This is a genomic window from Caldibacillus thermoamylovorans (assembly GCF_000751775.1).
Taxonomy (GTDB): domain Bacteria; phylum Bacillota; class Bacilli; order Bacillales; family Caldibacillaceae; genus Caldifermentibacillus; species Caldifermentibacillus hisashii.
Window position 1 is genome coordinate 1 of the sequence record NZ_CCRF01000103.1, and the last position, 24,276, is coordinate 24,276.

Annotated in this window: 19 protein-coding genes, 1 other RNA gene and 1 riboswitch; of the genes, 10 read left to right on the forward strand and 10 right to left on the reverse strand. The window is 38.8% G+C overall.

Annotation, left to right across the window (positions count from 1 at the left end):
• Positions 1-105: 105 nt before the first annotated feature.
• The 3 genes from zupT to BT1A1_RS16850 form a co-directional block, all read right to left on the reverse strand.
• Positions 106-918, reverse strand: a complete 813-nt coding sequence (gene zupT, locus BT1A1_RS16845; RefSeq protein ID WP_034773484.1) for a zinc transporter ZupT — start codon at positions 916-918, stop codon at positions 106-108.
• A gap of 263 nt (positions 919-1,181) precedes the next feature.
• Positions 1,182-1,380: non-coding RNA, 6S RNA (gene ssrS, locus BT1A1_RS18080), on the reverse strand.
• 64 nt (positions 1,381-1,444) lie between these two features.
• Positions 1,445-1,936 carry a PaaI family thioesterase gene (locus tag BT1A1_RS16850; protein ID WP_034773486.1) on the reverse strand — a complete coding sequence of 164 codons (492 nt, stop codon included), beginning with the start codon at positions 1,934-1,936 and terminating at the stop codon, positions 1,445-1,447.
• A 289-nt stretch (positions 1,937-2,225) separates the two neighbouring features.
• Positions 2,226-2,411, forward strand: a riboswitch (cobalamin riboswitch).
• A gap of 126 nt (positions 2,412-2,537) precedes the next feature.
• Here BT1A1_RS16850 and BT1A1_RS16855 point away from each other — a divergent pair.
• From BT1A1_RS16855 to BT1A1_RS16875, 5 genes are all read left to right on the forward strand, one after another.
• Positions 2,538-4,934 (forward strand): DUF4430 domain-containing protein, encoded by a 2,397-nt coding sequence (locus tag BT1A1_RS16855; protein WP_034773488.1) that lies wholly within the window; start codon positions 2,538-2,540, stop codon positions 4,932-4,934.
• A 326-nt stretch (positions 4,935-5,260) separates the two neighbouring features.
• Positions 5,261-6,073, forward strand: coding sequence for a DUF4430 domain-containing protein (locus BT1A1_RS17570; RefSeq protein ID WP_051989211.1), 813 nt, complete (start codon positions 5,261-5,263; stop codon positions 6,071-6,073).
• Positions 6,074-6,136: 63 nt separating this feature from the next.
• Positions 6,137-7,018, forward strand: coding sequence for an energy-coupling factor transporter transmembrane component T (locus BT1A1_RS16865; protein WP_034773490.1), 882 nt, complete (start codon positions 6,137-6,139; stop codon positions 7,016-7,018).
• Entirely contained in the window at positions 6,997-8,667 is a 1,671-nt protein-coding gene (locus tag BT1A1_RS16870) for an ABC transporter ATP-binding protein (RefSeq protein ID WP_034773492.1), read from the forward strand. Before BT1A1_RS16865 ends, BT1A1_RS16870 begins: the two co-directional genes overlap by 22 nt.
• A complete protein-coding gene (locus BT1A1_RS16875; protein ID WP_043988494.1) occupies positions 8,640-9,365 on the forward strand; it encodes an ECF transporter S component in 726 nt (241 codons plus the stop codon). Before BT1A1_RS16870 ends, BT1A1_RS16875 begins: the two co-directional genes overlap by 28 nt.
• Before the next feature lie 248 nt (positions 9,366-9,613).
• On the opposite strand, the gene BT1A1_RS16880 is transcribed toward BT1A1_RS16875, so the two are convergent.
• From BT1A1_RS16880 to BT1A1_RS16905, 6 genes are all read right to left on the reverse strand, one after another.
• The gene (locus tag BT1A1_RS16880; RefSeq protein WP_034773494.1) at positions 9,614-9,907 is read right to left on the reverse strand and encodes a hypothetical protein; all 294 of its coding nucleotides are present in this window, start codon (positions 9,905-9,907) and stop codon (positions 9,614-9,616) included.
• A gap of 283 nt (positions 9,908-10,190) precedes the next feature.
• The gene (locus BT1A1_RS16885; protein WP_034773571.1) at positions 10,191-11,123 is read right to left on the reverse strand and encodes an ABC transporter ATP-binding protein; all 933 of its coding nucleotides are present in this window, start codon (positions 11,121-11,123) and stop codon (positions 10,191-10,193) included.
• A gap of 5 nt (positions 11,124-11,128) precedes the next feature.
• Positions 11,129-12,178: an ABC transporter ATP-binding protein gene (locus BT1A1_RS16890; RefSeq protein ID WP_034773496.1), complete on the reverse strand. Its 1,050-nt coding sequence runs from the start codon at positions 12,176-12,178 to the stop codon at positions 11,129-11,131.
• A 19-nt stretch (positions 12,179-12,197) separates the two neighbouring features.
• Positions 12,198-13,358, reverse strand: coding sequence for an oligopeptide ABC transporter permease (gene opp3C, locus BT1A1_RS16895; protein WP_034773499.1), 1,161 nt, complete (start codon positions 13,356-13,358; stop codon positions 12,198-12,200).
• Between the two features lies 1 nt (position 13,359).
• On the reverse strand, positions 13,360-14,289 hold the full coding sequence (gene opp3b / locus BT1A1_RS16900) for an oligopeptide ABC transporter permease (RefSeq protein WP_034773501.1): 930 nt from the start codon (positions 14,287-14,289) through the stop codon (positions 13,360-13,362).
• 150 nt (positions 14,290-14,439) lie between these two features.
• On the reverse strand, positions 14,440-16,098 hold the full coding sequence (locus BT1A1_RS16905) for a peptide ABC transporter substrate-binding protein (protein ID WP_034773503.1): 1,659 nt from the start codon (positions 16,096-16,098) through the stop codon (positions 14,440-14,442).
• 328 nt (positions 16,099-16,426) lie between these two features.
• Between BT1A1_RS16905 and BT1A1_RS16910 the strand changes: the two genes are divergently transcribed.
• On the forward strand, positions 16,427-16,795 hold the full coding sequence (locus tag BT1A1_RS16910; RefSeq protein ID WP_034773505.1) for a DUF3899 domain-containing protein: 369 nt from the start codon (positions 16,427-16,429) through the stop codon (positions 16,793-16,795).
• Positions 16,796-16,965: 170 nt separating this feature from the next.
• Here the strand turns inward: BT1A1_RS16910 and BT1A1_RS16915 are convergent, their stop codons facing one another.
• Complete coding sequence (locus BT1A1_RS16915; RefSeq protein WP_034773507.1) at positions 16,966-18,450, reverse strand: catalase; 1,485 nt, start codon at positions 18,448-18,450, stop codon at positions 16,966-16,968.
• A gap of 787 nt (positions 18,451-19,237) precedes the next feature.
• On the opposite strand from BT1A1_RS16915, the gene BT1A1_RS16920 reads away from it, so the two are divergent.
• The 4 genes from BT1A1_RS16920 (at position 19,238) to ahpF (ending at position 24,156) form a co-directional block, all read left to right on the forward strand.
• The gene (locus BT1A1_RS16920; RefSeq protein WP_034773509.1) at positions 19,238-20,437 is read left to right on the forward strand and encodes a saccharopine dehydrogenase family protein; all 1,200 of its coding nucleotides are present in this window, start codon (positions 19,238-19,240) and stop codon (positions 20,435-20,437) included.
• Positions 20,437-21,564, forward strand: coding sequence for a carboxynorspermidine decarboxylase (nspC, locus tag BT1A1_RS16925; RefSeq protein ID WP_034773512.1), 1,128 nt, complete (start codon positions 20,437-20,439; stop codon positions 21,562-21,564). The genes BT1A1_RS16920 and nspC overlap by 1 nt, the downstream gene beginning before the upstream one ends.
• Positions 21,565-22,046: 482 nt before the next feature.
• The gene (gene ahpC / locus BT1A1_RS16930; RefSeq protein ID WP_034773514.1) at positions 22,047-22,610 is read left to right on the forward strand and encodes an alkyl hydroperoxide reductase subunit C; all 564 of its coding nucleotides are present in this window, start codon (positions 22,047-22,049) and stop codon (positions 22,608-22,610) included.
• Positions 22,611-22,623: 13 nt separating this feature from the next.
• Positions 22,624-24,156, forward strand: a complete 1,533-nt coding sequence (gene ahpF / locus BT1A1_RS16935) for an alkyl hydroperoxide reductase subunit F (RefSeq protein WP_034773516.1) — start codon at positions 22,624-22,626, stop codon at positions 24,154-24,156.
• The last annotated feature ends 120 nt before the right edge of the window (positions 24,157-24,276 follow it).

The following is a 24,276-nucleotide window of genomic DNA, read 5'->3' on the forward strand; positions in this document are numbered from 1 at the left end:
ACCTTTTTTGGGCGAAAATCTGGTTTTTTTGGCGATGAGACACAAGACGAGATGCCAAATCTTGCCTCAATAAACCGAAAACTTGCTCATATAAAATCTCACATACTACATAAATAAGAGCAAGCTAACCGCCATGACCGTCATACCGGCAATCAGGCCGTATATGGATTTATGTGCTTCATCATATTTTTTGGCAGCGGGTAACAACTCATCTAATGAAATAAACACCATTATCCCCGCCACGGCAGCAAAAATAATACCGAACACTAAATCTGTTAAATAAGGCAGTAAAACTAAATATGCAACAAGAGCTCCGAGTGGTTCGGATAAACCGGATAAAAAAGATAACTTGAACGCCTTCCTTTTACTCCCTGTTGCATAATATACCGGAACCGATACAGCGATGCCCTCAGGTACATTGTGAATAGCAATGGCAACCGCAATTGAAATACCTAATGTCGGATCTTGCAGAGCTGAAGCAAAAGTGGCAATCCCCTCTGGAAAATTATGAATCCCTATAGCCAAGGCTGAGAAAATCCCCATTTTCATTAAACCCGGATCGTCCGAAGTTAAGCCCGGTCTGTCCTTCATATCTTCCACTTTCCTTAACTCATGTGGATTATTCTGTTTTGGAATTAATTTATCAATTAATGCAATCAATAACATACCGGCAAAGAAACTAATAACGGTAATCCAATTTCCTGCAGGGCTACCAAGTTCTGAGACCAGTGCGTTTTGTGCCTTTACAAAAATTTCAATCATAGAAACATAAATCATCACACCCGCGGAAAACCCTAATGCTAACGAAAGAAATTTTGTATTTGTGGTTGAAGTAAAAAATGCTAAGACACTTCCGATTCCGGTCGCCAAACCGGCCAATAATGTCAGACTAAAGGCGAATAATACATTTATATCCATCCTGGTTTCTCACCTCAATTCACAAAAATAATATGCTACTATTGTTTAAGAAATACAAAATTTCCCCTTAATGACTCATCTTATATTCCCATCTAAAAAGTTTGAGTCAACGAGAAAGATAAGTTGGAGGGACTTTTCACTTTAAGTATCGAGGCAAGAATTTTTCCTAATATAAACATTTAGTAGTGAAAAATTGATAGGATCATATGAATTATTTTATGACAAAAAAACCAGCCTATGCAAGACTGGTTTCTTTTGTTTGATGAAAAGCCACATTTGCCGTAGCTTTATAATGAAGTTTTAAAACCACCACTCTCAGACAAGTGGGTGTTTGCAATAGTGATCCTGCTTGCCCTCCACGTCATATAGACAGAGATTTGTCATTCACACTATATTCTCTTAAACTCCCTATAAATACTTAGGTGAAAAACTTAATTATTTATACGAACAATGCAGCTTACATTTTGATAATAAACTATTCTCCCGTAAAATTCAATGGAAAATTTATGTTGATTTGGTAGCGCTGTCATTTGTTTTTTAAAAATGTTGCCGGCATAATGACCGCAACTACTTCTCCTTTGACACAGAGAATATCCCCGGCATATACTTCTGTTAAAACTTTCCATTTTTTCGGATGAATTTCCTCTAACTTTCCAATAGCTTTTAATACCACGTTTTGCGGGGTCGGCTGTAAAAAGTCAACATGCAATGAACCTGTTACAAATCTTGGCGGTTCGATACCGTCACCGAGTTCATGTCCATTTTTATAGTGTAGTGCTAATGATGCAGACCCTGTACTATGGCAATCAACAAAAGAAGCAAGTAAACCTCCGTAAACGAAACCCGGGATAGCTGTATGTTCCGGTTTTGGTTGATAATAGGTGACTGTTTTCTCTCCGGGTGTTAACCAGCCTGTCCGAAAATGATGACCTTTTTCATTTAGTCTGCCGCACCCGTAACACCATGCAATTTCTTCCCCATAATAATCTTGAACTGCCTGTTCGACCAATTCTTCCATATGAAATCCCTCCTTCTATAACATTATACGATAAACGATTAAGAATAATATATTCATAGTTAAAATTTTTCAAGGGATTCGGGAAAATTGGCTGTTTACCATATTACAATTACTTGTTTTCCTATTCCATAAAAATTTTGGTTGAAAAAGCTGAATTATATTCTCTTTTTCAAGACTCATTTTATATTCTCTTGATAGGTAAGTTTATTCAAATCTTTTTCTTTTGGAATAACATCGTTTTCACAATTGACAAAACCACTGTCAGAAACTAAGATTTAGTTAAAATGATAATTTCATATAAGAAATAGGTGGCTCATTTAAATATGAGTCTTAAAAGGGAAGTTCGGTGCAAATCCGACGCGGTCCCGCCACTGTAATTGGGAGTTCTCTATCGGATACCACTGTTTTCATAACGGGAAGGTGTAGAGAATGATGAACATAAGCCAGGAGACCTGCCTGTTTCAAACGCCATAACCCTACGTGGATATAGGGGGTGTGTCTGTTGCATTGAAAAAGTAGTTTAATATAACTTCATGCACAAATACATCTCCTCCATGAGATGTTTTTTTATGGCAAAAAACAACAAAAGGAGGAATGATTAGTGAATTTCGCAAACAGAGTAGGAAAAAGAATTTTCGTTTTTATCGCATTAATTTTACTGATTACCCAAAGTAGTATCTCTTCTTTACACCACGTTTTAGCAGATACACCTGAAAATAAGGTCAATGTTTCCGTTATGAAAGAAGATGGCAGCTTTTTGATCGAGCGCTCAGTCGTTGATTTTTCCGATGGGGATACGGCTGGTGATGTGCTAAAAAAGGCTGCAACCGATGTCACCTTTGAAGACTCCGATTATGGCCCTTATTTAAAAGCAATAAAGGGTGTTGTTGCTGAAGGAAACAAATATTGGGGATTTTTTGTAAATGGAATCGCTTCAAATACTGGTGTAATGGATAGCAAAGTAAAGCCGGGTGACCAGTTGCTATTTCGAGTAATTGATTGGACAAAGAACCCTACTGTGCAACCAGAAGAGATCTCATCAATTATTGAAAAAACAGCGGCTCATTTGCTTAGTAATAATTCTCTTGATTGGTATGGAGTCCTTACTTTAGGCATTTTAAATAAAGATATTCCACAATCCATAATTGATTCAAAAATTAATGAAGTTGTGGCCAATAACGGTGAGTTTCGGAAAGTAACCGATTTGGAGAACACAATTATTTTATTATCTGCTGCCGGTAAAGATGCAACAAATATCAAAGGCATCAACTTGATCGACCTTTTAGTTACACACGAACGAATGACGAATCAAGGAAATAATGGGCCGATTTTCGCCTTATGGGCACTTGATAGTGGTAATTATACTATTCAAAATCCAAATGCCGAATGGACAAGGGAAAAATTAATTAACCATATAATAGGTGCCCAATTAGACAATGGTGCATGGTCCCTATACGGCCCGACTCCTAGTGTGGATATAACGGCAATGACACTGACGGCCATGGCTCCTTATTCAAATCAGGAAAACGTAAAAGCGGCCATTGAGAAAGCTGTAACTTGGCTCTCAGCGAATCAAGCAGACACTGCAGGGTACTACGATACTTTTAACGGTGGAGAATCAAGTGAATCGATTGCCCAAGTAATTATCGGATTATGTGCTAATAACATTGATCCAACCGGTAAACAGTTTACAAAATCTGATTTGAATTTAGTTCAGCGTCTTCTTCATTTTCAAAGTGATGACAATGGATTTGCCCATTTACTGACACAAGGCTCAAATAGCATGGCAACGAATCAAGCATTTTTCGCATTAGCCTATTACCAAAACTTTTTAAAAGGTGAAGTACCTAGTAAAGAACCAAATCAGCCTGAAGTACCCGAACCAACAACTCCAGAAACACTTTCACCGGAAGAATTTGCAACGGCTTTAAATAGTAGCCGTCAATACTTGCTTGACCATCGTGTTAATGATTTGTATAGTACCGTTGCATTTAATGCTTTAGGGGTAACGATTCCAAGTGATTATATTGATCAGTTAATAAACCAGGTTACTGCCAATAAAGCTGAGTTTCGTAAAGTAACTGATTTAGAGAGTATTATTTTATCTTTAACCGCTGCTGGCAAAGATGCGACAAAGATTGCCGGCTATAACTTAATTGAACAGTTGGTTAATCATAAAAATATGACGAATCAAGGAAATAACGGGCCTATCTATGCCCTGCTTGCTTTAGATAGTGGTGGCTATCCTGTTAATGAAAAGGCTGACTGGACAAGAGAAAAGATAGTTGACTATATTGTAAAAACTCAACTTAATAACGGGGCATGGTCTTTAGCAGGAGAAACGCCCAGTGCAGATTTAACCGGGATAGCGATTGCTGCTCTTGCTCCCTATTCAGAAAATGAAAATGTTCAAGCAGCCATTGAGAAAGCTGTAGACTGGCTTTCCAGTAATCAAACGAGCTCAAGCGGATTTTATGATACTTTCGCTGGAGGAGAAGCAAGTGAATCGATCGCATCTGTCATTATCGGTTTATCAGCAGCAGGAATTGATCCGACAGGTAGTGATTTTACAAAAGCAGAAGGGAACCTAGTCAAACGATTATTGGACTACAAAAATGCTGATGGCGGATTTTCTCACCTTATATCGGAACGTGAACCCAACCCGATCGCTAGCTCTCAGGCAACTTTGGCTCTCGCTGCATATCAGAAATATAAAAATAATCAAGGTTCTGTATTCCATCTCGTTGGCGACCTCGAACCGGTTCCAATAAAAAATTCGGTCGAAATAAGTAAAGAACAAGATCAACAGGTGAGCAAAACCGAAGCAACGAAAGATTCTGCCGCAAATCAAAACGGCAAAGAACAAAACAATTCAGAGAAGACACTGCCAGAAACTGCAACGAACACATATCTCTTTCTATTCATCGGGATCGTACTCGTTACACTTGCAGTTACGGTAACTGTTTATCAGCATAGGAAAAAGGCTGTTATCAAGTAATTTCAACACGTATCAGCGTTTCGATTAGAGTTATCAAAATTGTTTATCAAGTACTAAACATATATCAGCTCCTCGAGGGGAGTCAAGCATCTTAGAATCTGTAGACATCATGCTCGATCAGTGAACTGGCCACGCCTTAAAGAATAAGGATACTGGACACGAAAATTGTTTGGAGGCCTACTTTAAAATTGAATTTACCCGGTAAATGATTCTTAATAAAGGAGGGTTATCGTGAGAAGCGAGAGCCCTCCTGTACAACCAAATCATGGTTTTGGACGGAAAGCCACGAAGAGACGCTTATTCAACCATTCAAGGAGGGAGAATCATTGAAACTTTGCAAAAAAGCACTATTTATCTTATTATCCGCTTTCATCCTATTGTTTGCAGTCGGTTGTCAAAAAGACAGTGCATTACCTAAAAACGAATCTGAAACGCTTTCCGAGAAAACAACACTCGAAAAACCTTCTAAAGAAGAACCTGAACTGAAAGGAAATCAGGAAAACGGTTCAACAGAAGAGGGGAATTCAGAAAACAATTCAAAGGAAAGTGAGGCAAAAGCTACTACTGAAAACAAACAATCAAATTCAAACACAGATAAAGCAACTGAGAATACAAGCAAAAAGCAAGAAAATACAAATACCAATACAGCAAATAAAGCGAATACCCAAACTTCTAAATCCGTTGAAAACAAAGGTACAACACCGGCACCGAAAACTGAATCCGGACAGCCAGTGAACGGAGGAGGGCAAACTCCCGCTCCCGCTCCTGCTCCAAAACCGAAGAAGGATACCGTTACTGTATCGGTTGATGGTTACCAGGGGCCATTAAATGCACCAATTCCAACCGTATTTCTTTCCCCGACAGAGGTAGAAATTGAACCGGGAAATACCGCACTCGATGCCACATTAAAAATTTTAAAAGAAAAAAAGATACAGATTAGTGTCAGAGGATCCGGAGCAACCGCTTATGTCGAGGGAATTAACAACATATATGAATTTGACTATGGCCCACTAAGCGGCTGGTTAATCGAAGTAAATGATGTATTAATAGATAATAGCGCGGGGATTGAGCCAATAAAAAATGGTGATAAGATTGAATGGATCTATACACTAGACTACACGAAAGATACAACCTACTAAAAATTTACAGGTGATAAATAATGATGATCAGTAAAAGACAGACAGTTGGAGGGGGCAAAGCTGATGGATAACGGATTCCGCTCTCTCCATCCTTTTGTCATATTTCTCTATTACGTTTTAGCCATTGCCATGATTATGCTCTATCAGCATCCATTTTTTTTGACCTTTGCTTGTCTTCTTCTCGTGATTTTTAACTTTGCCTTAGATCAGGGGAAAATGCTAAAAAAATGGGTGTCCATGATGATTGTTTTATCCTTGTTATTCCTGATTTTAACACCCTTGACGAACCATCGCGGTAATCATGTTTTGTTTTATCTATTTAACAGTGCAATTACATTGGAAGCATTGATTCAAGGATTGCTAAATGCCTTGACCCTTATCGCCATTCTTACTCTAACGATTACTTTTAACTATTGCATGACTGCGGATAAATTTTTATTTTTATTTTCCAAGTGGATGCCAAAATGGTCTTTGTTAGCCATGCTTTCTGTTCGATTTGTTCCCTTGCTGAATAGGCGGATTGTGGAAATCATAACCGTACAAAAAGGAAAGGGCTTATCCGTTACTTCCGGTCCTCTTAAACAAAGAGTCAAACATGGTTTATTGCTTGTTCAAGTGTTACTCACTTGGTCACTGGAAGATGGTATTCAAACAGCTGACTCGATGTCAGCAAGGGCTTATGGATTACAAAAAAGAACGAAATATACCCCCTATAAACTACATATGAATGATGGTTTCATGATACTCATCCTGACAGGTTTAACAGGCACCGGCATATTTGGCTGGTGGTTGGGTGATGGCGTCCTTACCCTAACACCATTTTTAGAACCAACCATTTTATATGGGCGTGAATGGGTATTTTTTACGATTTATGTTCTCATCATTGGATTTCCGCTAATTGTGGAAGGAAAGGAGGCTATACAATGGCAATATTGGAAACGGTAAAGGTAAGTTTTACATACCCGGATCAATTGCTACCAGCCCTCAATCAAGTTTCATTTTCTGTTGAACCCGGAGAGTTTATTGTCATTTGTGGGCCTTCCGGAAGTGGTAAATCAACTTTGCTCCGAATGGTAAAACAAGAAATTGCCCCCTACGGAGAGCGATCCGGCGAGATTTTTTATAATGGAAAAAAATTGACCGAATATGAACCTGTCAAAATCGCTAAAGAAATTGGAATGGTGTTTCAAGACCCTGAAAATCAAATCGTGATGGATCGGGTATTTGAAGAACTTATTTTTGGATTAGAAAACATCGGCATGCCGACGGAAACCATGCGAACAAAACTTGCAGAAATGGTCCATTTTTTCGGAATCAATCACCTTCTTGATAAGAAGATTCATCTTTTATCCGGCGGGCAAAAACAAATTGTCAATCTTGCCTCCGTTTTGCTAATGGAACCGCGGATTCTTTTACTTGATGAGCCAACAGCCCAACTCGATCCCGTGGCCGCAAAGGATTTCCTTCATATGGTAAAGCAAATGAATGATGAATTTGGAATAACAGTTCTTATTGTCGAACACCGATTGGAAGAAGTCTTTCCTTTAGCCGATCGGGTTTTCGTTTTCGACCATGGTTCGTTAAAAATATCCGGTCCACCAAAGGATGTGATTGCGAAAGTTTGGCAAGAACAGTACCGACCATTATTTCCTTATTTGCCAAGTACGGCATTATTATATTTGGAACACGCAGATAACTTACAAATTGCCGATATTCCTTTAACCGTCAAAGAAGGAAGGAAATGGGCTTCTCAACTGAAGACTCACCAGTCCGATACCTCCTTCAAAAAACAAGAAAATTATAATGAAAAACAGAACCCTATTCTGCAAGTAAAAAACATTTATTTTCAATATGAAAAAACAGGCAAAAAAATATTACAATCTTTATCTTTAACTATTAATGAGGGGGAATGGTTAACAATTGTTGGTGCCAATGGGACTGGAAAATCGACATTACTTAAGGTGATGGCCGGTCTTGAAAGTCCCCAGCGAGGGAAGCTAATTTATAACGGGAAAAAGTATTCAAAACCAATTTCCACTGATATTGCCTACTTACCGCAAAACCCGAAGCTCCTCTTTATACAAGATACCGTCCGAGGAGAATTAATCGAAACGGCACAGCAATTTCATCTTGAAAATTATGAAGAGAAAATAAATTGTTTGGTAGAGTTATTAGGAATTCAGTCCATCCTTGATCGTCACCCGTATGATGTAAGTGGCGGGGAAATGCAAAAAAGTGCATTAGCGTGTGTATTATTACCACAACCGAAAATACTCTTACTCGACGAACCAACGAAGGGACTCGATCCGGAAATGAAAGTTGCGTTAGGCAAATGGCTTAAATCGATGCAAAGCCGCGGCTTAACAATTGTAATGGTTACGCATGACATTGAATTTGCCGCACGTTTTTCTGACCGCAGTGCGATGATGTTTCAAGGAGAAATTACTGTCACTACTTCTACAAAAGACTTTTTTAAAGGTAATGCTTTTTATACAACGGTAGTTAATCGGATGACACGGGACGGAAACATTCCAGAGGTGGTAACAGTTGAGGAGGCTGAAGAAAAATGGGGTTCTCAGAAAATCAAAAACTAAAAAAACAGAAATATAAAAACTTGCTTATTGCTGGGTTACTAATCCTGTTAGCAGTCCTGCTCATCTTTGTACCATTATTGGTTGAAGAACAATATATGTTGGCAAGTATTCTATTTATGGTTTGTTCCTTTTTTCCTTTGATGATTAAGTATGAACATAAAAAGGTTACCAGTAAGGAACTCGTTTTAATCGCTATTCTTGGGGCAATTGCTGCCGTGAGTAGAGTACCTTTTGCCAGCATTCCAAGTGTCCAGCCAACTACCTTTGTTATCATTATGGCCGGCGCTGTTTTTGGGGCAGAATCTGGTTTTGTTGTAGGTGCATTAGCTGCTATCGTGTCAAATATTTTTCTTGGCCAAGGACCTTGGACACCTTGGCAAATGTATGCCTGGGGAATGGTTGGCTTTGCTGCCGGGCTTTTAAAAAACACTTGGGTTATGAAAAGTTCAGTAGGACGCTCGATTTTTGGCTTTATCACCGGCTTTTTATTTGGATGGTTTATGAATCTTTGGGTTGTACTGACCTTAATGAATAGTTTTAATTGGGCACAGTTTATCGGGTTTTATACGGCTAGTTTCTATTTTGACTTGGCCCATGCTTTATCAAATGTTTTCTTTTTACTTGTATTTTCGCAAAGCTGGCTAAAGATTTTAAAAAGATTTCAAAAGAAATATGGTTTGTTGACAGCATACGGATAAGATGAGCGAATGACCCCCTCTTACCGGCATCTTGTACTTCACGAATGGGGTTAACCGAAATACTGACACCTTGATGGTTTGTAGCTTTTGATTTAGACGACAATAGAACGAACAGGTACATTACCTTTTTGGTGGTATTTTACTCAGAGTCAGAACAATGGGGAATCTTTCCAAATCCATTGGATCAAGCTTTTAAATCATAAAGGGGCACATCCATAAGTCAAAAAATGACTTTGCGGACAGCCCCTTCATTTCATTTGATGCCGTTTAAACGCTTCTATAAATAATTGGGGATCTGAATGTAAATGATACGTATAAACACCATGGTTTGTATGCAAATACAAAGTGCCCCCTTCACTTCCAAAGGGTTTATAGGAAAGGTCGAATATAGTTTCTAAGGGGAATTCATGATACCGGGTCACAAGTTTATCTTTATATAAGTACATATATCGTTCCTCTTCAATGTACTTTTGTTGGAATCCAATGTAATCGACTTCACGCTGAACCTTTATATATTTTAGCACCGCTAAGATTTCCCTCATAGATTTACCTCCTCGACAATCACCTGTATTGCTAAAGGTATCTTTAGTTTATCAAGAACAAACTTCCTTTTTAAAGATGTTACTCTGTGAAAAAAAACTCGGCAATCACCGAGTTTTCTTTGTAGATATATTAGGATGTGCAAAATATTGGTAAACAGCCTTTAGACAAGTTTAGATTCGGGCACTCTTCCCTTTTCTTACAAAAGGATTTGCATATAAAAATACTGGTATACAATCTTTAGACCATTTTAACCTAGCCTTTGGCGCCACCCGCCTGCTTTTCTTATTCTCCCAATTCTTTTTTATATTGCTCAAATTCCTTGCTTGTACAACGGACCCAATGGTGAGGTCGAATTTCGCGGAACTTTGGTTCTTCACTTGTATCATGAATCGATGGATCATAAGTAATCCGCGTACGACCCCGTTCATATTCAGGATCCGGCAGCGGTATCGCTGACAGTAATGATTTTGTATACGGATGGACCGGATTTTTATATAATTCTTCACTATCCGCCAACTCTACCATATGTCCAAGATGCATAACCCCAATCCGATCACTGATGTATTTAACCATGGAGAGGTCATGAGCAATAAACAAATACGTTAATCCACGTTCTTTTTGAAGTTTTTTCAATAAATTTACAACTTGTGCTTGAATCGATACGTCCAAAGCAGAAATCGGTTCATCACAAATAATTAATTCCGGTTCTACGGCAAGGGCACGGGCAATGCCAATCCGTTGCCGTTGACCGCCACTGAATTCATGCGGAAAGCGTGTCGCATGTTCTTTATTCAACCCAACCGCTTCCAACAGTTGTTCCACTCTTTCTTTCCGTTCTTTTTCATTTTTTACGAGGTGATGGACATCTAATCCTTCCGCAATAATATCCAATACAGTCATCCGGGGGTTGAGCGATGAGGATGGGTCTTGGAAAATCATTTGCATTTTCCGGTTAAATTTCAATTTTTCCGCTCTTGACTTTTTCGCATGAACATTTTCTCCGTGAAATAATACTTCCCCATCCGTCGCATCGTAAAGTCGGATAATTGTCTGACCGGTTGTTGATTTACCACTGCCGGATTCTCCAACTAGCCCGAACGTTTCTCCTTTGTAAATATCAAAAGAAACGTCATCAACAGCTTTAATTAGCCTATTTCGTCCGGCAGGGAAATATTTCTTCAAATGCTTGACTTCAAGAATTTTTTCCGTTTTCATCACGTTCATTCTCCCCCTTTCTTACCGGTTTTGGCAAAGCCTTCAATTCTCCGTCTTACGGACTCAGGCATTTCAATTTTCGGTGCATTTTTATGAAGTAACCAAGTTGCCGCATAATGTGTATCCGACACTTTAAACATCGGCGGTTCCATCACCGCATCGATTTCCAAGGCAAATTCGTTCCTTGGTGCAAAAGCATCACCCTTTGGCGGATTCAACATATCCGGCGGTGTACCCGGGATCGTATAAAGTTCTTCATCTTCTGCATCCAATGTCGGCATGGATCCAAGTAAGCCCCAAGTATATGGGTGTTTCGGGTTATAGAAAACATCGTCAACCGTTCCGATTTCAACAATTTTTCCGGCATACATTACCGCTACCCGGTCTGCTACATTAGCCACAACCCCTAAGTCATGAGTAATAAAAATAATGGATGTTTTTGTATCTCGTTGAATTTCCTTCATTAGTTCAAGAATTTGGGCTTGAATCGTTACGTCCAGCGCCGTTGTTGGTTCATCGGCAATTAATATTTTTGGGTTACATGCAAGGGCGATGGCGATGACAACCCGTTGCCGCATACCGCCGGAAAATTGGTGCGGATATTGATTTACCCGAATTTCCGGATGTGGAATGCCAACTTGATCCAAAAGTTCTATTGCCTTTTTCTTTGCTTCTGCACGATTCATGCCTTGATGTTTGATTAAACCTTCAATAATTTGATTCCCGATTTTCATTGTCGGGTTTAATGAAGATAAAGGATCTTGGAAGACCATCGATATTTCTTTTCCACGGATTTTTTGCATTTCCTTTTCGGATTTTTTTACTAAATCCTCTCCCTGAAAAAGGATTTGACCGCTTTTAATAACGCCTGCCGGTTTGGGAAGAAGCCCCATTAATGTCGAAGAAGTTACCGATTTTCCTGAACCGGACTCTCCAACAATAGCCAATGTCTCACCTTCATTCAGGTCAAAACTTACACCTCGAACAGCTTGTACTTCACCGTTGTAGGTGTTAAATGAAACTCTTAAATCTTTCACTTCCAATAGTTTACTCATTTAAAGACACCTACCTTGATTATTTATGCATTTTCGGATCAAACGCATCACGAAGACCATCACCTAAAATATTAAATGTGATCATGATGAGCGAAATTAATATCGCCGGATAAACCAATAAATGCGGGTAGATCCGTAAGTTTTGGAACCCGATATTGATCAATGAACCTAACGATGCTTTTGGTGGAACAATCCCTAAACCGATAAAGCTTAAAAATGCTTCAAAAAATACCGCACTTGGAATGGAAAACATCGTGTTAACAATAATAATCCCCATAATATTCGGCAATAAATGCTTTCTAATAATAGAACCGTTTGATGTACCTAATGTTCTTGCAGCTAATACAAACTCCTGATTCTTTACCTTCATGACTTCACCGCGAACAATCCGCGCCATACCGGTCCATCCGGTTATCGCAAGGGCGATGACAATTGACATAATCCCCGGTTGCATAAATAACATCATTAGTAAGATAATAACTAGGTTTGGAATACCTACCAGAATTTCAATAACCCGTTGCATATAATTATCTACTTTTCCGCCAAAGAAACCGGAAATCCCACCATAGGCAACACCGATTAAAAGGTCTAAAAGAGCTGCAACAAAGGCTATAATTAAAGAAACCCGAGTTCCTAACCAAAGTCTTGTCCATTGGTCACGGCCTAAATGGTCCGTACCTAACCAGAAATACTGATCTCCCATACCTTTTGCTTCATATACGTGATAAGTAGCTTCTACTTTAGCTGAATTTCTTTCGCCATTTCCTTTACTTTTTACTTTAAAATCAATAAATTTTCCTTTATTCTCCTTATCAAAACGAAGAATTGCTTTCCTCTTTGCCTCTTCCACAGTGGAACCTTTAAAATCATCGGTTAAAGTACCGTCGAATCCAAGCCACGATATTTTTTCTAAAACCGGTGCATGCGGCGGTAATTTTGCACGACTTAAATTTTGGTCATCATTTCCGTATTCAGTCATATGAGGACCAACGATACTCATAATAATAATGATGACTAATAGCATGAGACTGATTAGCGCAGGTTTATTTTTAAAAAATGTTCTTTTTGCCTCCTGCCCGAATGTTCGACTAGGTTTAGAAATTGTCTCACTTGTATCTTCCTTACGTACTAGAGGTTTAAATAGATCTTTCGGTAGATTATTTAAATTGTTGTTTTCCATATTATTTATTCCCTCCAGTCACTCGAATTCTTGGATCAATTAATCCGTAAAGGAGGTCAACGATTAAAATAATAACGATAAAGGCAAATGCATAAAGAAGGGTTGTTCCCATAATTGTCGGATAGTCATTGACTAGAACTGAGGAAACAAATTGTTCCCCAATACCGGGGATTGCGAAAATTTGCTCAATAACCATAGAACCGGTCATTATGTTTACAGCCATTGGTCCAATAACCGTTACTAGTGGAATAAGAGCGTTCCGAAATCCGTGTTTCCATACCCGACCGGCTTGACTAATCCCTTTAGCTTTAGCAGTAAGCATATAGTTAGAACCTAATACGTCAACCATCTCAGTTCTGATAAACCTTGCTGCTGTTGCTAATGGAGTAATTGCCAATGCAATTGTCGGTAAAATCGTATGTTCAGGTTCACCCCAAAGAGCTACCGGAAACCATCCCAGTTCAACTGCAAATACATATTGAAGAAGTCCGGCAAATACAAAGGAAGGAATAGAAGTACCCAGTACAGCGATTATTGTTGAGGTATAATCCAGAAAACCATTATGGAAAACAGCAGCAATCAATCCTAATGCGATACCTAAAATCGTTCCAATTACCATGGCTTGAAAACCTACAAGTGCTGATGGCCCTATTCGATCCATTAATATTTGGGTAACCGGGGTATTATCAAATTTAAATGAAATTCCTAAGTCCCCTTGGACAAGTCCGGTCAAATAACGAACATATTGAACCGGAACCGGATCATTCAACCCGTATTTTTCTAAGACGATCGCTTTTTGTTCTTCACTCAATTTATCTTCTGCATTCAGCGGACTTCCAGGTAACATTTTCATGAGGAAAAATGAAAGTGTTGCAATAATAAATAGTGTTACAATCATATATCCTAAACGACGTAGAATATAGCGAGCCATTTTGCCACCTCCTAAAAAGTAAAAAAAATAAATGTTCTCTATTGTATGAAATTTATAGTTACATGAGGAAAGAGAGCGCACGCCAACATCTTGGCATACACTCTCTAATTTTAACTCCAGTTCAAAATATTAGTAAATATATTTTTTCATTTATTTAATATAAGCCCATTTCCATTCATAGTCAGCACCAACTTGGTTGGCAATAATGTTATGAACTTTTGGTGAGCTTAATAATGCCAATGAACGTTGATAAATCGGTGCAATCGCAGCATCTTCAAGCAAGATTTTTTCTGCTTGTAACATAGCTTCATAACGTTTGTCTTGGTCATTCGCTAATGTTGTTTGGGCATCTTGAAGCAGTTTATCATATTCCGGATTTGAATAACCCATATGGTTGTTTGGACCATCGGTAACCCATAGACTTAAGAAAGTATATGGATCTAGGTAGTCCGGACCCCAACCGGAAAATTGGATATCATAGTCCTCGGCTGTATCAAGATCAAGTCTTTGTTCAAATGGAACGTTTTTAATGGTAATTTCCAATCCCGGTAAGTTTGTTTTTAATTGATTGGCAACATATTCATTAAAGACTTTTGCATTTTCACCGTCATCGCCTAAGAACTCTAATGAAACACTAGTCACACCAAGTTCTTTCAAACCTTGTTCCCAATATTTCTTCGCTTCTTCTTTATTATAGACAGCTAAGTCACCGCTTGCTGCACGGAAATCTTTATCCTTACCCGGTACTTTCACAAAATCTTTTGGTATTAACCCGTTGGCAGCGATGGAACCGTTATTGAGAATTTCATTAACGCCGGCTTCTTTATCGACTGCCATCATGATTGCTTTCCGAATATTGACATTTGCCAATGGTGTTTTTTCACCGTTACGTACTTGGTTTAATTTTAAATAGAATACGTTAGCTTGCGGAATGGTGATAAAATCGTCATTGGAAGAATACATGTCAACTAAATCTGAAGATAAACCTGCACGGTCCACTTGGCCTTTGTCATATAAATCAACACCGGCTTGCGGGTCTTTCACGACAACAAATGTAATTTTATCCAATTTAACGGAATCTTTATCCCAGTAATTTTTATTTTTTACAAGTTCCCATTTATTAGAAGTACTTGTCCATTTCTCTAAAGTAAATGGTCCGTTGAATAGTAATGTTTCGGTACTTGTTGCATATTTATCACCTTGAGCTTCAACGAATTTTTGATTCAATGGTAGGTAAGTTCCGAAAGTTGTCAGTGATTCAAAATATGGTGTAGGGTTTTCTAATTCTACCACTAAAGTATAGTCGTCTTCTGCCCGCACACCCAGTTGTTCAACAGGTACTTCACCTTTGTTAACGGCTGTTGCGTTTTTAATGACGCCACCCATCATATATGGACCATATTCTGAACCTGTTGCCGGGTCAACTGCACGGCGCCATGCGTATACGAAATCATGCGCTGTTACAGGGTCACCGTTAGACCATTTAGCATCTTCCCGTAATTTAAACGTCCAAGTTAAACCATCGGCAGATACTTTATGTTCGGTTGCTATTCCATCCTCAATTTTCCCGTCTTTCCCTAAGCGATATAAACCTTCCATTGATTCGCCCAAGAATTGAAAGGCAAATGTGTCAGTTGCCAGTGAAGAATCCATAGTCGGAATTTGATCAGCATTCATTAAACGTAATACTTGTTCCGAATCCTTTGATCCTTTTCCAGAACTCTTATCTGAGCCACCGCCACAAGCTGCTAAAACTGTGCTTACTAATAATAAAGCAGCCAGTAACAGCGACCACTTATTCTTCTTCATAAATATTGCCCCCCTAAATTTTAATCTTCTGAAATTTGGGACTGTACGTCCCTGTAAAGGATATATTACGAAGTATACAGTTAATTATTATTTTTGTAAAGAAAAAATTTTATATTAGTATAAGATTTATCAGGACTATTCATAATTTACCAAATTAGGTATTTTACGGTTTACTTTGTGTATGCATAATTTTAACATTTTTTAATTTATTATAATAACATAATAATTAAACAATTTTCCTGCAGTTATTAAACAAATCTGTAGAAAGTAGTTTTCACTAATCTGTACATGGTATAATGACAACGACTACTTAAAATAGGTGAAATCAATGATAGAAAAACGACAAGCAGGTTTATTTTTAGTGAATATGGCAGTTATTTTCGTAGTTTTTTTCTTTGGGTCCGAACATACTTTAATCAGTTTCATTAATACCGTGTTTTACATCGGGTTGATTTATGTGGTAACTGTCTTGTTCATGTTCACGGTAAAGGGTGGATTTTTTGACGGGCTTGTCTTTGGATTTAGGCGATATAACCATATTATGTTTAAAAGAAAAGATTATTTGGAAGAATGGAAGAAAAAACCTCTTCCGTCAGAATCGTTCAATATCCGATTATACCGATTATTACAATTTCAATGCTATATCCTAGTAGGAGGGTTAATTGTTCTACTTATCATATATTACATGGTTCGATAACTTTAGGGAGAACTCAGCCATAAATATATTTTTAACTGACTACTAAATGGGATAGTAGTTAATTAAACTATTGAAAGAGGTTAGTTTCCATAATCGATCTAAAAATGCCCGGCTTCCACAAACATCGGAAACCGGGCATTTTCATTATATCTATTCTATTATTCTAGTGATTATTTTCCGGCTACAGCAGCTTCTACTTCACTCATCGAGATGCCCAATGCTTTTGCCACCCCTTCACCATAAGCCGGATCCGCTTTGTAGCAGTTTGTAATATGACGTAATTGAACTTCTTTTGTCGTTCCTTGCATATTACGGGCTGTATTTTCAAATAATCTTTGTTGCTCTTCCGGTGTCATGAGGCGGAACAATTTACCCGGTTGTTCATAATAATTGTCATCATCTTCACGAAAATTATGATAATCAGCAGTACCGAAAATATCTAGAGCCGGTTCCTGATGTTCCGGACTATCTTCCCACTCACCGTAGCTGTTCGGATAATAAGAAACGGATCCTCCTTCAGCCGCATTGAAAATTCTCATTGCACCGTCACGATGATAGGGATGGAAGTTTTTCGCATTTTTTGGATAATTTACCGGAATTTGCCAATGATTTACTCCTAATCGATAGCGTTGGGTATCCCCGTAAGAGAATAGACGTCCTTGCAACATTTTATCCGGGGAAAATCCAATACCCGGCACAATGTTTGTAGGTGCAAATGCTGCTTGCTCTACTTCGGCAAAATAGTTTTCCGGGTTGCGATTTAATTCAACCACACCGACTTCAATTAATGGGAAGTCTTTTTGATACCATACTTTTGTTAAATCAAACGGGTTATATGGTAGATTGCGAGCTTCCTCTTCGGTCATGACTTGAATGTACATAGTCCATCTCGGATAATCACCACGTTCGATAGCTTCATATAAATCTCTTTGATGGCTGTCACGGTCACGGCCGATTAATTCTTGTGCTTCTTGATCGGTTAAGCATTTAATTCCTTGTTGTGTTTTGAAGTGGAATTTTACCCAAATGCGTTCATTATCTGCATTAAACATCGAATACGTATGACTGCCAAACATATGCATATGTCTGTAGCTTGCCGGGATACCACGGTCACTCATGGTAATCGTCACTTGGTGTAAAGCTTCAGGTAGAGAACTCCAGAAATCCCAGTTTGCCTGCGCACTATGCATGTTTGTTTTTGGGTCACGTTTGACTACGTGGTTTAAGTCAGGGAAACGTTTAGGATCTCTCATGAAGAATACAGGTGTGTTATTACCAACAAGATCCCAATTTCCTTCTTCTGTATAAAATTTCATGGCACAACCGCGAATGTCCCGCTCGGCATCTGCGGCCCCCCGTTCTCCGGCTACCGTTGAAAAACGAATAAACATATCTGTTTTCTTACCAACTTCAGAGAAAAGAGCTGCCTTTGTATATTTCGTAATATCATTTGTTACAGTAAAAGTTCCGTATGCACCCGAACCTTTTGCGTGCATCCGCCGTTCCGGAATGACTTCCCGGTCAAAATGAGCTAATTTTTCAATAAACCAATAATCCTCCATCAAAAGCGGGCCACGTGGACCTGCCGTTTTCGAATCCTGATCATTTGGCACCGGAGCACCGAAAGCTGTTGTCAGTTTTTTCTTTTCACTCATCCTATGTACACCCCCAAAGTTTTTAAACTGATTAATAGCTATACTATATCATAATTATTTTTACTTTACAATTATTATAACTTAAAAATCGCAACTCCCTTATTTCGACAAAATTAACCAATTATTTAGGTCTTTATTTTGATATAATACTTATTAGATCAAGTGTCAGGCGGGATTACACTAAAAAATATTAAAATCGCGTTATTCTCATTTATTTATTTTTATTGATAATAAACCTAACTTTACTTTCACTTATTTTTTGTATAATAATTTCACAAGGATGAATTTTATCTTGATATTTTTCGGATATGTTGATAATATGAAAGAGCAATATTTTTGGAAAGCTAATATTCAAAATAGTGAGTCTTTCCAAGCAGATAATTTTTGACCACTTCCTGATAGGGGAGTTAAGGCCACGGACAGCCGGGTCAAATGCCGATTGGTAGCTTCGGTTGCCTTATTGATTGAGTTTAAAGCTCAAATTTTATAAGTTGGTTACTTTACAACCGGTGCAGGTGCACATCAACTTGTGAAACGATCAATAAGAGTGGTAAAAGTAATTATTTGCTATATAGACTCTGATCTTATGAAGAAATTTTGAATATTAGAGAACTTCCAAACGACCGGCCTTATGAGAAGTAGATGGTAAATCTTAATTGTATTTTTATTTGGATGATTCTTTAATATTGACTTTAATCTTCAAGCAAGTGTTGTGCGCGGCGCCGCGGTTTACACTTGCTTTTTTATTATTTTATAAACAAAATCCAATCAGTAAGGAGAAATGAAAATGGGAAAAGCGCTTGTTATCGGTGCAGGTGGCGTTGCATCTGTTGCCATTCATAAAATGGTTCAAAACAGTGATGTATTTGAAGAAATTTGCATTGCCAGCCGGACAAAAGCTAAATGTGATGCGTTAAAAGAAAAATTGGACGGCGGGAAGACAAAAATTACGACAGCCCAAGTGGATGCTAACAATGTAGACGAGCTCATTACTTTAATTAAACAAGTTAAACCGGACATTGTCGTAAATTTAGCACTTCCATATCAAGATTTAGCAATTATGGATGCTTGTCTGGCAACAAAAACTCATTATTTGGACACAGCTAACTATGAACCGGAAGATACGGCAAAATTTGAATATAGCTGGCAATGGGCTTATCGTGAACGTTTTGAAGAAGCGGGAATTACCGGCTTGTTAGGAAGCGGCTTTGATCCGGGTGTAACAAGTGTCTTTACTGCCTATGCTTTGAAACACCACTTTGATGAAATCGAGTATATCGATATTCTTGACTGTAATGCCGGCGATCACGGTTATCCATTTGCAACAAACTTTAACCCGGAAATTAATATTCGGGAAGTTTCTGCTAACGGGCGTTACTGGGAAAACGGCAACTGGGTAGAAACAAAACCGATGGAAATTAAGCGGGTTTATGACTTCCCGGAAATCGGCGAAAAAGATATGTATTTACTGTATCACGAAGAGCTTGAATCACTAGCCAAAAACGTACCCGGACTTAAACGGATTCGCTTCTTTATGACGTTCGGACAAAGTTACCTCACTCATCTTAAAGTGCTTGAAAATGTCGGCATGACTTCCATTGAGCCGATTGAATTTGAAGGAAAACAAATAGTGCCGCTTCAATTTTTAAAAGCCGTTTTACCGGATCCGGCATCTCTCGGACCAAGGACAAAAGGAAAAACAAATATCGGCTGTATTTTCCGCGGCAAAAAAGATGGAAAAGAAAAAACCTACTATCTATATAATGTCTGTGACCATGAAGAATGTTATCGTGAAGTCGGTTCCCAAGCCGTATCCTATACCACAGGGGTACCGGCCATGATAGGTGCCATGATGGTATTGAACGGATATTGGAAAAAACCGGGCGTTTGGAACTTAGAAGAATTAGATCCGGATCCGTTCATGGATGCATTAAACAAATGGGGACTCCCGTGGAAAGAAAGTTTTGATCCGGAGTTAGTGGACTGATGAGATTTGAAGAATTACCAACTCCTTGTTATGTCGTTGATGAAAAGCTTTTGGAAAACAACTTAAAAATCTTAAACGGGGTAATGGAGCGGACAGGTGCTAAAATTGTTTTGGCGCAAAAAGCATTCTCTATGTTTAAATTGTATCCGCTCCTCGCCAAGTACTTGAACGGAACAACGGCAAGCGGCCTATATGAAGCCCGGCTCGGATATGAGGAAATGGGAAAAGAAAATCATGTCTTTTCCCCGGCCTACCGTGATGATGAAATGGATGAAATTGTTTTGATTTGCGATCATATTATTTTTAATTCTTTCTCACAGCTGGAGAAGTTTAAAGATAAAGTTTTGAAGGCCGGTAAAAAAGTTGGGTTGCGCATTAATCCGGAATGTTCCACACAAGATGGGCATGCCATCTATGATCCATGTTCACCCGGATCCCGCTTAGGGGTAACAGTCGACCAGTTTCGCCCTGAATTGTTGGAAGGTGTTTCCGGGCTTCATTTTCACACCCTCTGCCAACAAAACGCTGATGATCTGGAAACGACATTACATGCGGTTGAAGAAAATTTTGGCCAGTGGTTGCCCCAAATGGAATGGATTAACTTTGGCGGTGGACATCATATTACAAGAGAAGATTATGATATCCCGTTACTTGAAAAATGTATTAAGAGGATGCAAGATACGTACGGTTTGGAAGTCTATCTTGAGCCGGGGGAAGCTGTAGCACTTAACGCCGGGTATTTAGTAACAACTGTCCTTGATACAATCAAAAACAAAATCGATATTGCCATTCTTGATACATCGGCCACTTGCCACATGCCGGATGTATTAGAAATGCCTTATCGTCCACCGTTGTTCGAGTCTGGTGAGCCGGGTGAAAAGCCATATACGTACCGGCTTGGCGGACCTACTTGCCTTGCCGGTGACATCATTGGTGATTACTCGTTTGATCAGCCATTAAAACCCGGCGATCGCCTGATTTTCGGTGACATGGCCATCTACACAATGGTGAAAAATACCACTTTTAACGGTATGCCACTCCCGACTATTGCGGTTAAAAAGAAGGACGGCGATTGTGAAATCATCCGCCAATTCGGATACGAAGATTTTAAGATGAGGTTATCATAAATTTGCAAGAGGCTTTCCGGAAGTAATGGGGCACTTCCTGTTAGAAAGCCTCTTTTTTCATGCGCTTAACGTCAAACTTCCGGTAAGGCAAATTTGTCCTACTAACAGCCACTGAGAATCTCTACTGATTGAAGTTTTCACTTTATTCGCGGGCTATAATTTTCCTTCAGCCATCAATCCTCATATATGTATGGTAATTTTATTTAAAACAGTCATTGTAATGTTAATTCATGTTATTTAACAATATAATTTTTTTATTATACAATAATGATGATGAGAAATTTTCAAGTTATAACTTTTCTCAAATTTGTACAAACTTAATAATACAGGGAAATTGTACTACCCGGGCCTTTTGTTTGACAAATATATTTATTATTATATAATAATTATTGTAAAAGAAATTTGTTATGCGCTTCACAAAATTTTCCCATATTTTTACAGAATTCTAAAATATTCTCAATAATACATAGGAGGTATTTATTATGTCATTAGTAGGAAAGCAAGTATTACCATTTAAATTACAAGCATACAAAAACGGCGAATTTGTAGAAGTAACGGAAGAAGATTTCAAAGGACATTGGAGCATTTTATGTTTCTATCCGGCAGATTTTACATTTGTTTGCCCGACTGAACTCGAAGACCTCCAAGAACATTATGCGACTTTCAAAGATCTTGGCGTTGAAGTTTATTCCTGTTCAGCCGATACACATTTTACTCATAAAGCTTGGCATGACCATTCCGATGCCATTAGTAAAATTGAATATACGATGATTGGGGACCCTTCCCATAAACTTATCGAAATGTTTGATGTCCTAAGGGAAGAAGAAGGTCTTGCAGATCGTGGAACATTCATTATCGATCCGGATGGTGTCATTCAAGCAGTTGAAATTAATGCAGACGGTATTGGACGTGATGCAGCCAGCCTAGTTGACAAAATTAAAGCAGCTCAATATGTTCGCACACATCCTGGTGAAGTTTGTCCGGCAAAATGGAAAGAAACTGGAGAAACGCTGAAACCGAGTCTTGACCTTGTCGGAAAAATTTAAGGAGTGCTTATAAATGATACTAGATGCGGATATTAAAGCACAATTAAATCAATATCTTCAGTTAATGGAGAGCGATATCATCATTAAAGTAAGTGCGGGTTCTGATAAAGTATCAGGTGACATGCTGGCTCTTGTTGACGAGCTGGCTACGATGTCACCGAAAATTAAAATTGAACATACTACTTTACAAAGAACACCAAGCTTTAGTGTGAATCGTGTGGGAGAAGATACCGGAGTTGTTTTTGCCGGTATTCCTTTAGGCCATGAATTTACTTCACTTGTGCTTGCGCTATTACAGGTAAGCGGTCGACCGCCAAAAGTTGAACAAAAACTGATCGACCAAGTTAAAAGCTTAACCGGTGAATATCATTTTGAAACATTCGTCAGCTTAACTTGTCATAATTGTCCTGAAGTTGTTCAGGCTCTAAACATCATGAGTGTCCTTAACCCGAATATTACACATACAATGATTGACGGTGCGGCTTACAAAGAAGAAGCCGAAAGTAAAAACATTATGGCGGTGCCGACTGTTTTCTTAAACGGCGAGGAATTTGGCAGCGGCCGGATGTCACTCGAAGAAATTCTGGTCAAACTTGGGAAAACATCGGACCCATCTGAGTTTATGAATAAAGATCCGTTTGACGTTCTCGTTGTCGGCGGTGGTCCTGCCGGTGCGAGTGCCGCTATTTACGCCGCTCGGAAAGGAATTCGTACCGGAATTGTGGCAGAACGATTCGGCGGTCAAATCATGGATACCAAGGGCATTGAAAACTTTATCAGCGTAAAATACACTGAGGGGCCGCAACTTGCTGCCAGTTTAGAAGAGCATGTAAAAGAATACAATATTGATATAATGAACTTGCAACGGGCAAAACGTTTAGAAAAGAAAGATCACCTTGTCCATATTGAATTGGAAAATGGCGCAGTGTTAAAAAGTAAGACGGTCATTCTATCAACCGGTGCACGTTGGCGCAATATTGGCGTACCGGGTGAAGAAGAATTCAAGACAAAAGGTGTCGCCTATTGCCCGCATTGTGACGGTCCGTTGTTTGCCGGAAAACATGTTGCGGTCATCGGTGGTGGAAATTCCGGGATTGAAGCGGCAATTGATCTCGCAGGAGTTGTTAAACATGTGACCGTTATTGAATTTATGCCGGAATTAAAAGCCGACCAAGTACTTCAAGAACGTCTTCACAGTTTATCAAATGTGACAGTGATTACAAACGCCCAGACAAAGGAAATTACCGGAACTGATAAAGTAAACGGACTAACTTATATTGACCGTGCAACCGGAGAAGAACACCATATTGAACTAGCCGGTGTTTTTGTTCAAATCGGTCTTGTTCCAAACACCGATTGGTTAGAAGGTACGGTTGAACGAAATCGCATGGGTGAAATTATTGTTGATAAGCGTGGTGCAACCAATATCCCGGGTGTCTTTGCTGCCGGTGACTGTAGTGATAGTCCATATAAACAAATTATCATTTCCATGGGATCCGGTGCAACGGCGGCCTTGGGAGCATTTGATTATTTAATCCGAAACTAACCCGGAAACCAAAAAAACTACGCAAAAAACCGTTATACTGCTTATTCTGTAGTATAACGGTTTTTTATATTTTTATTCTTTCTATGTGTTTTTGGTGTCTGACTTCGTAATGTTATTCAT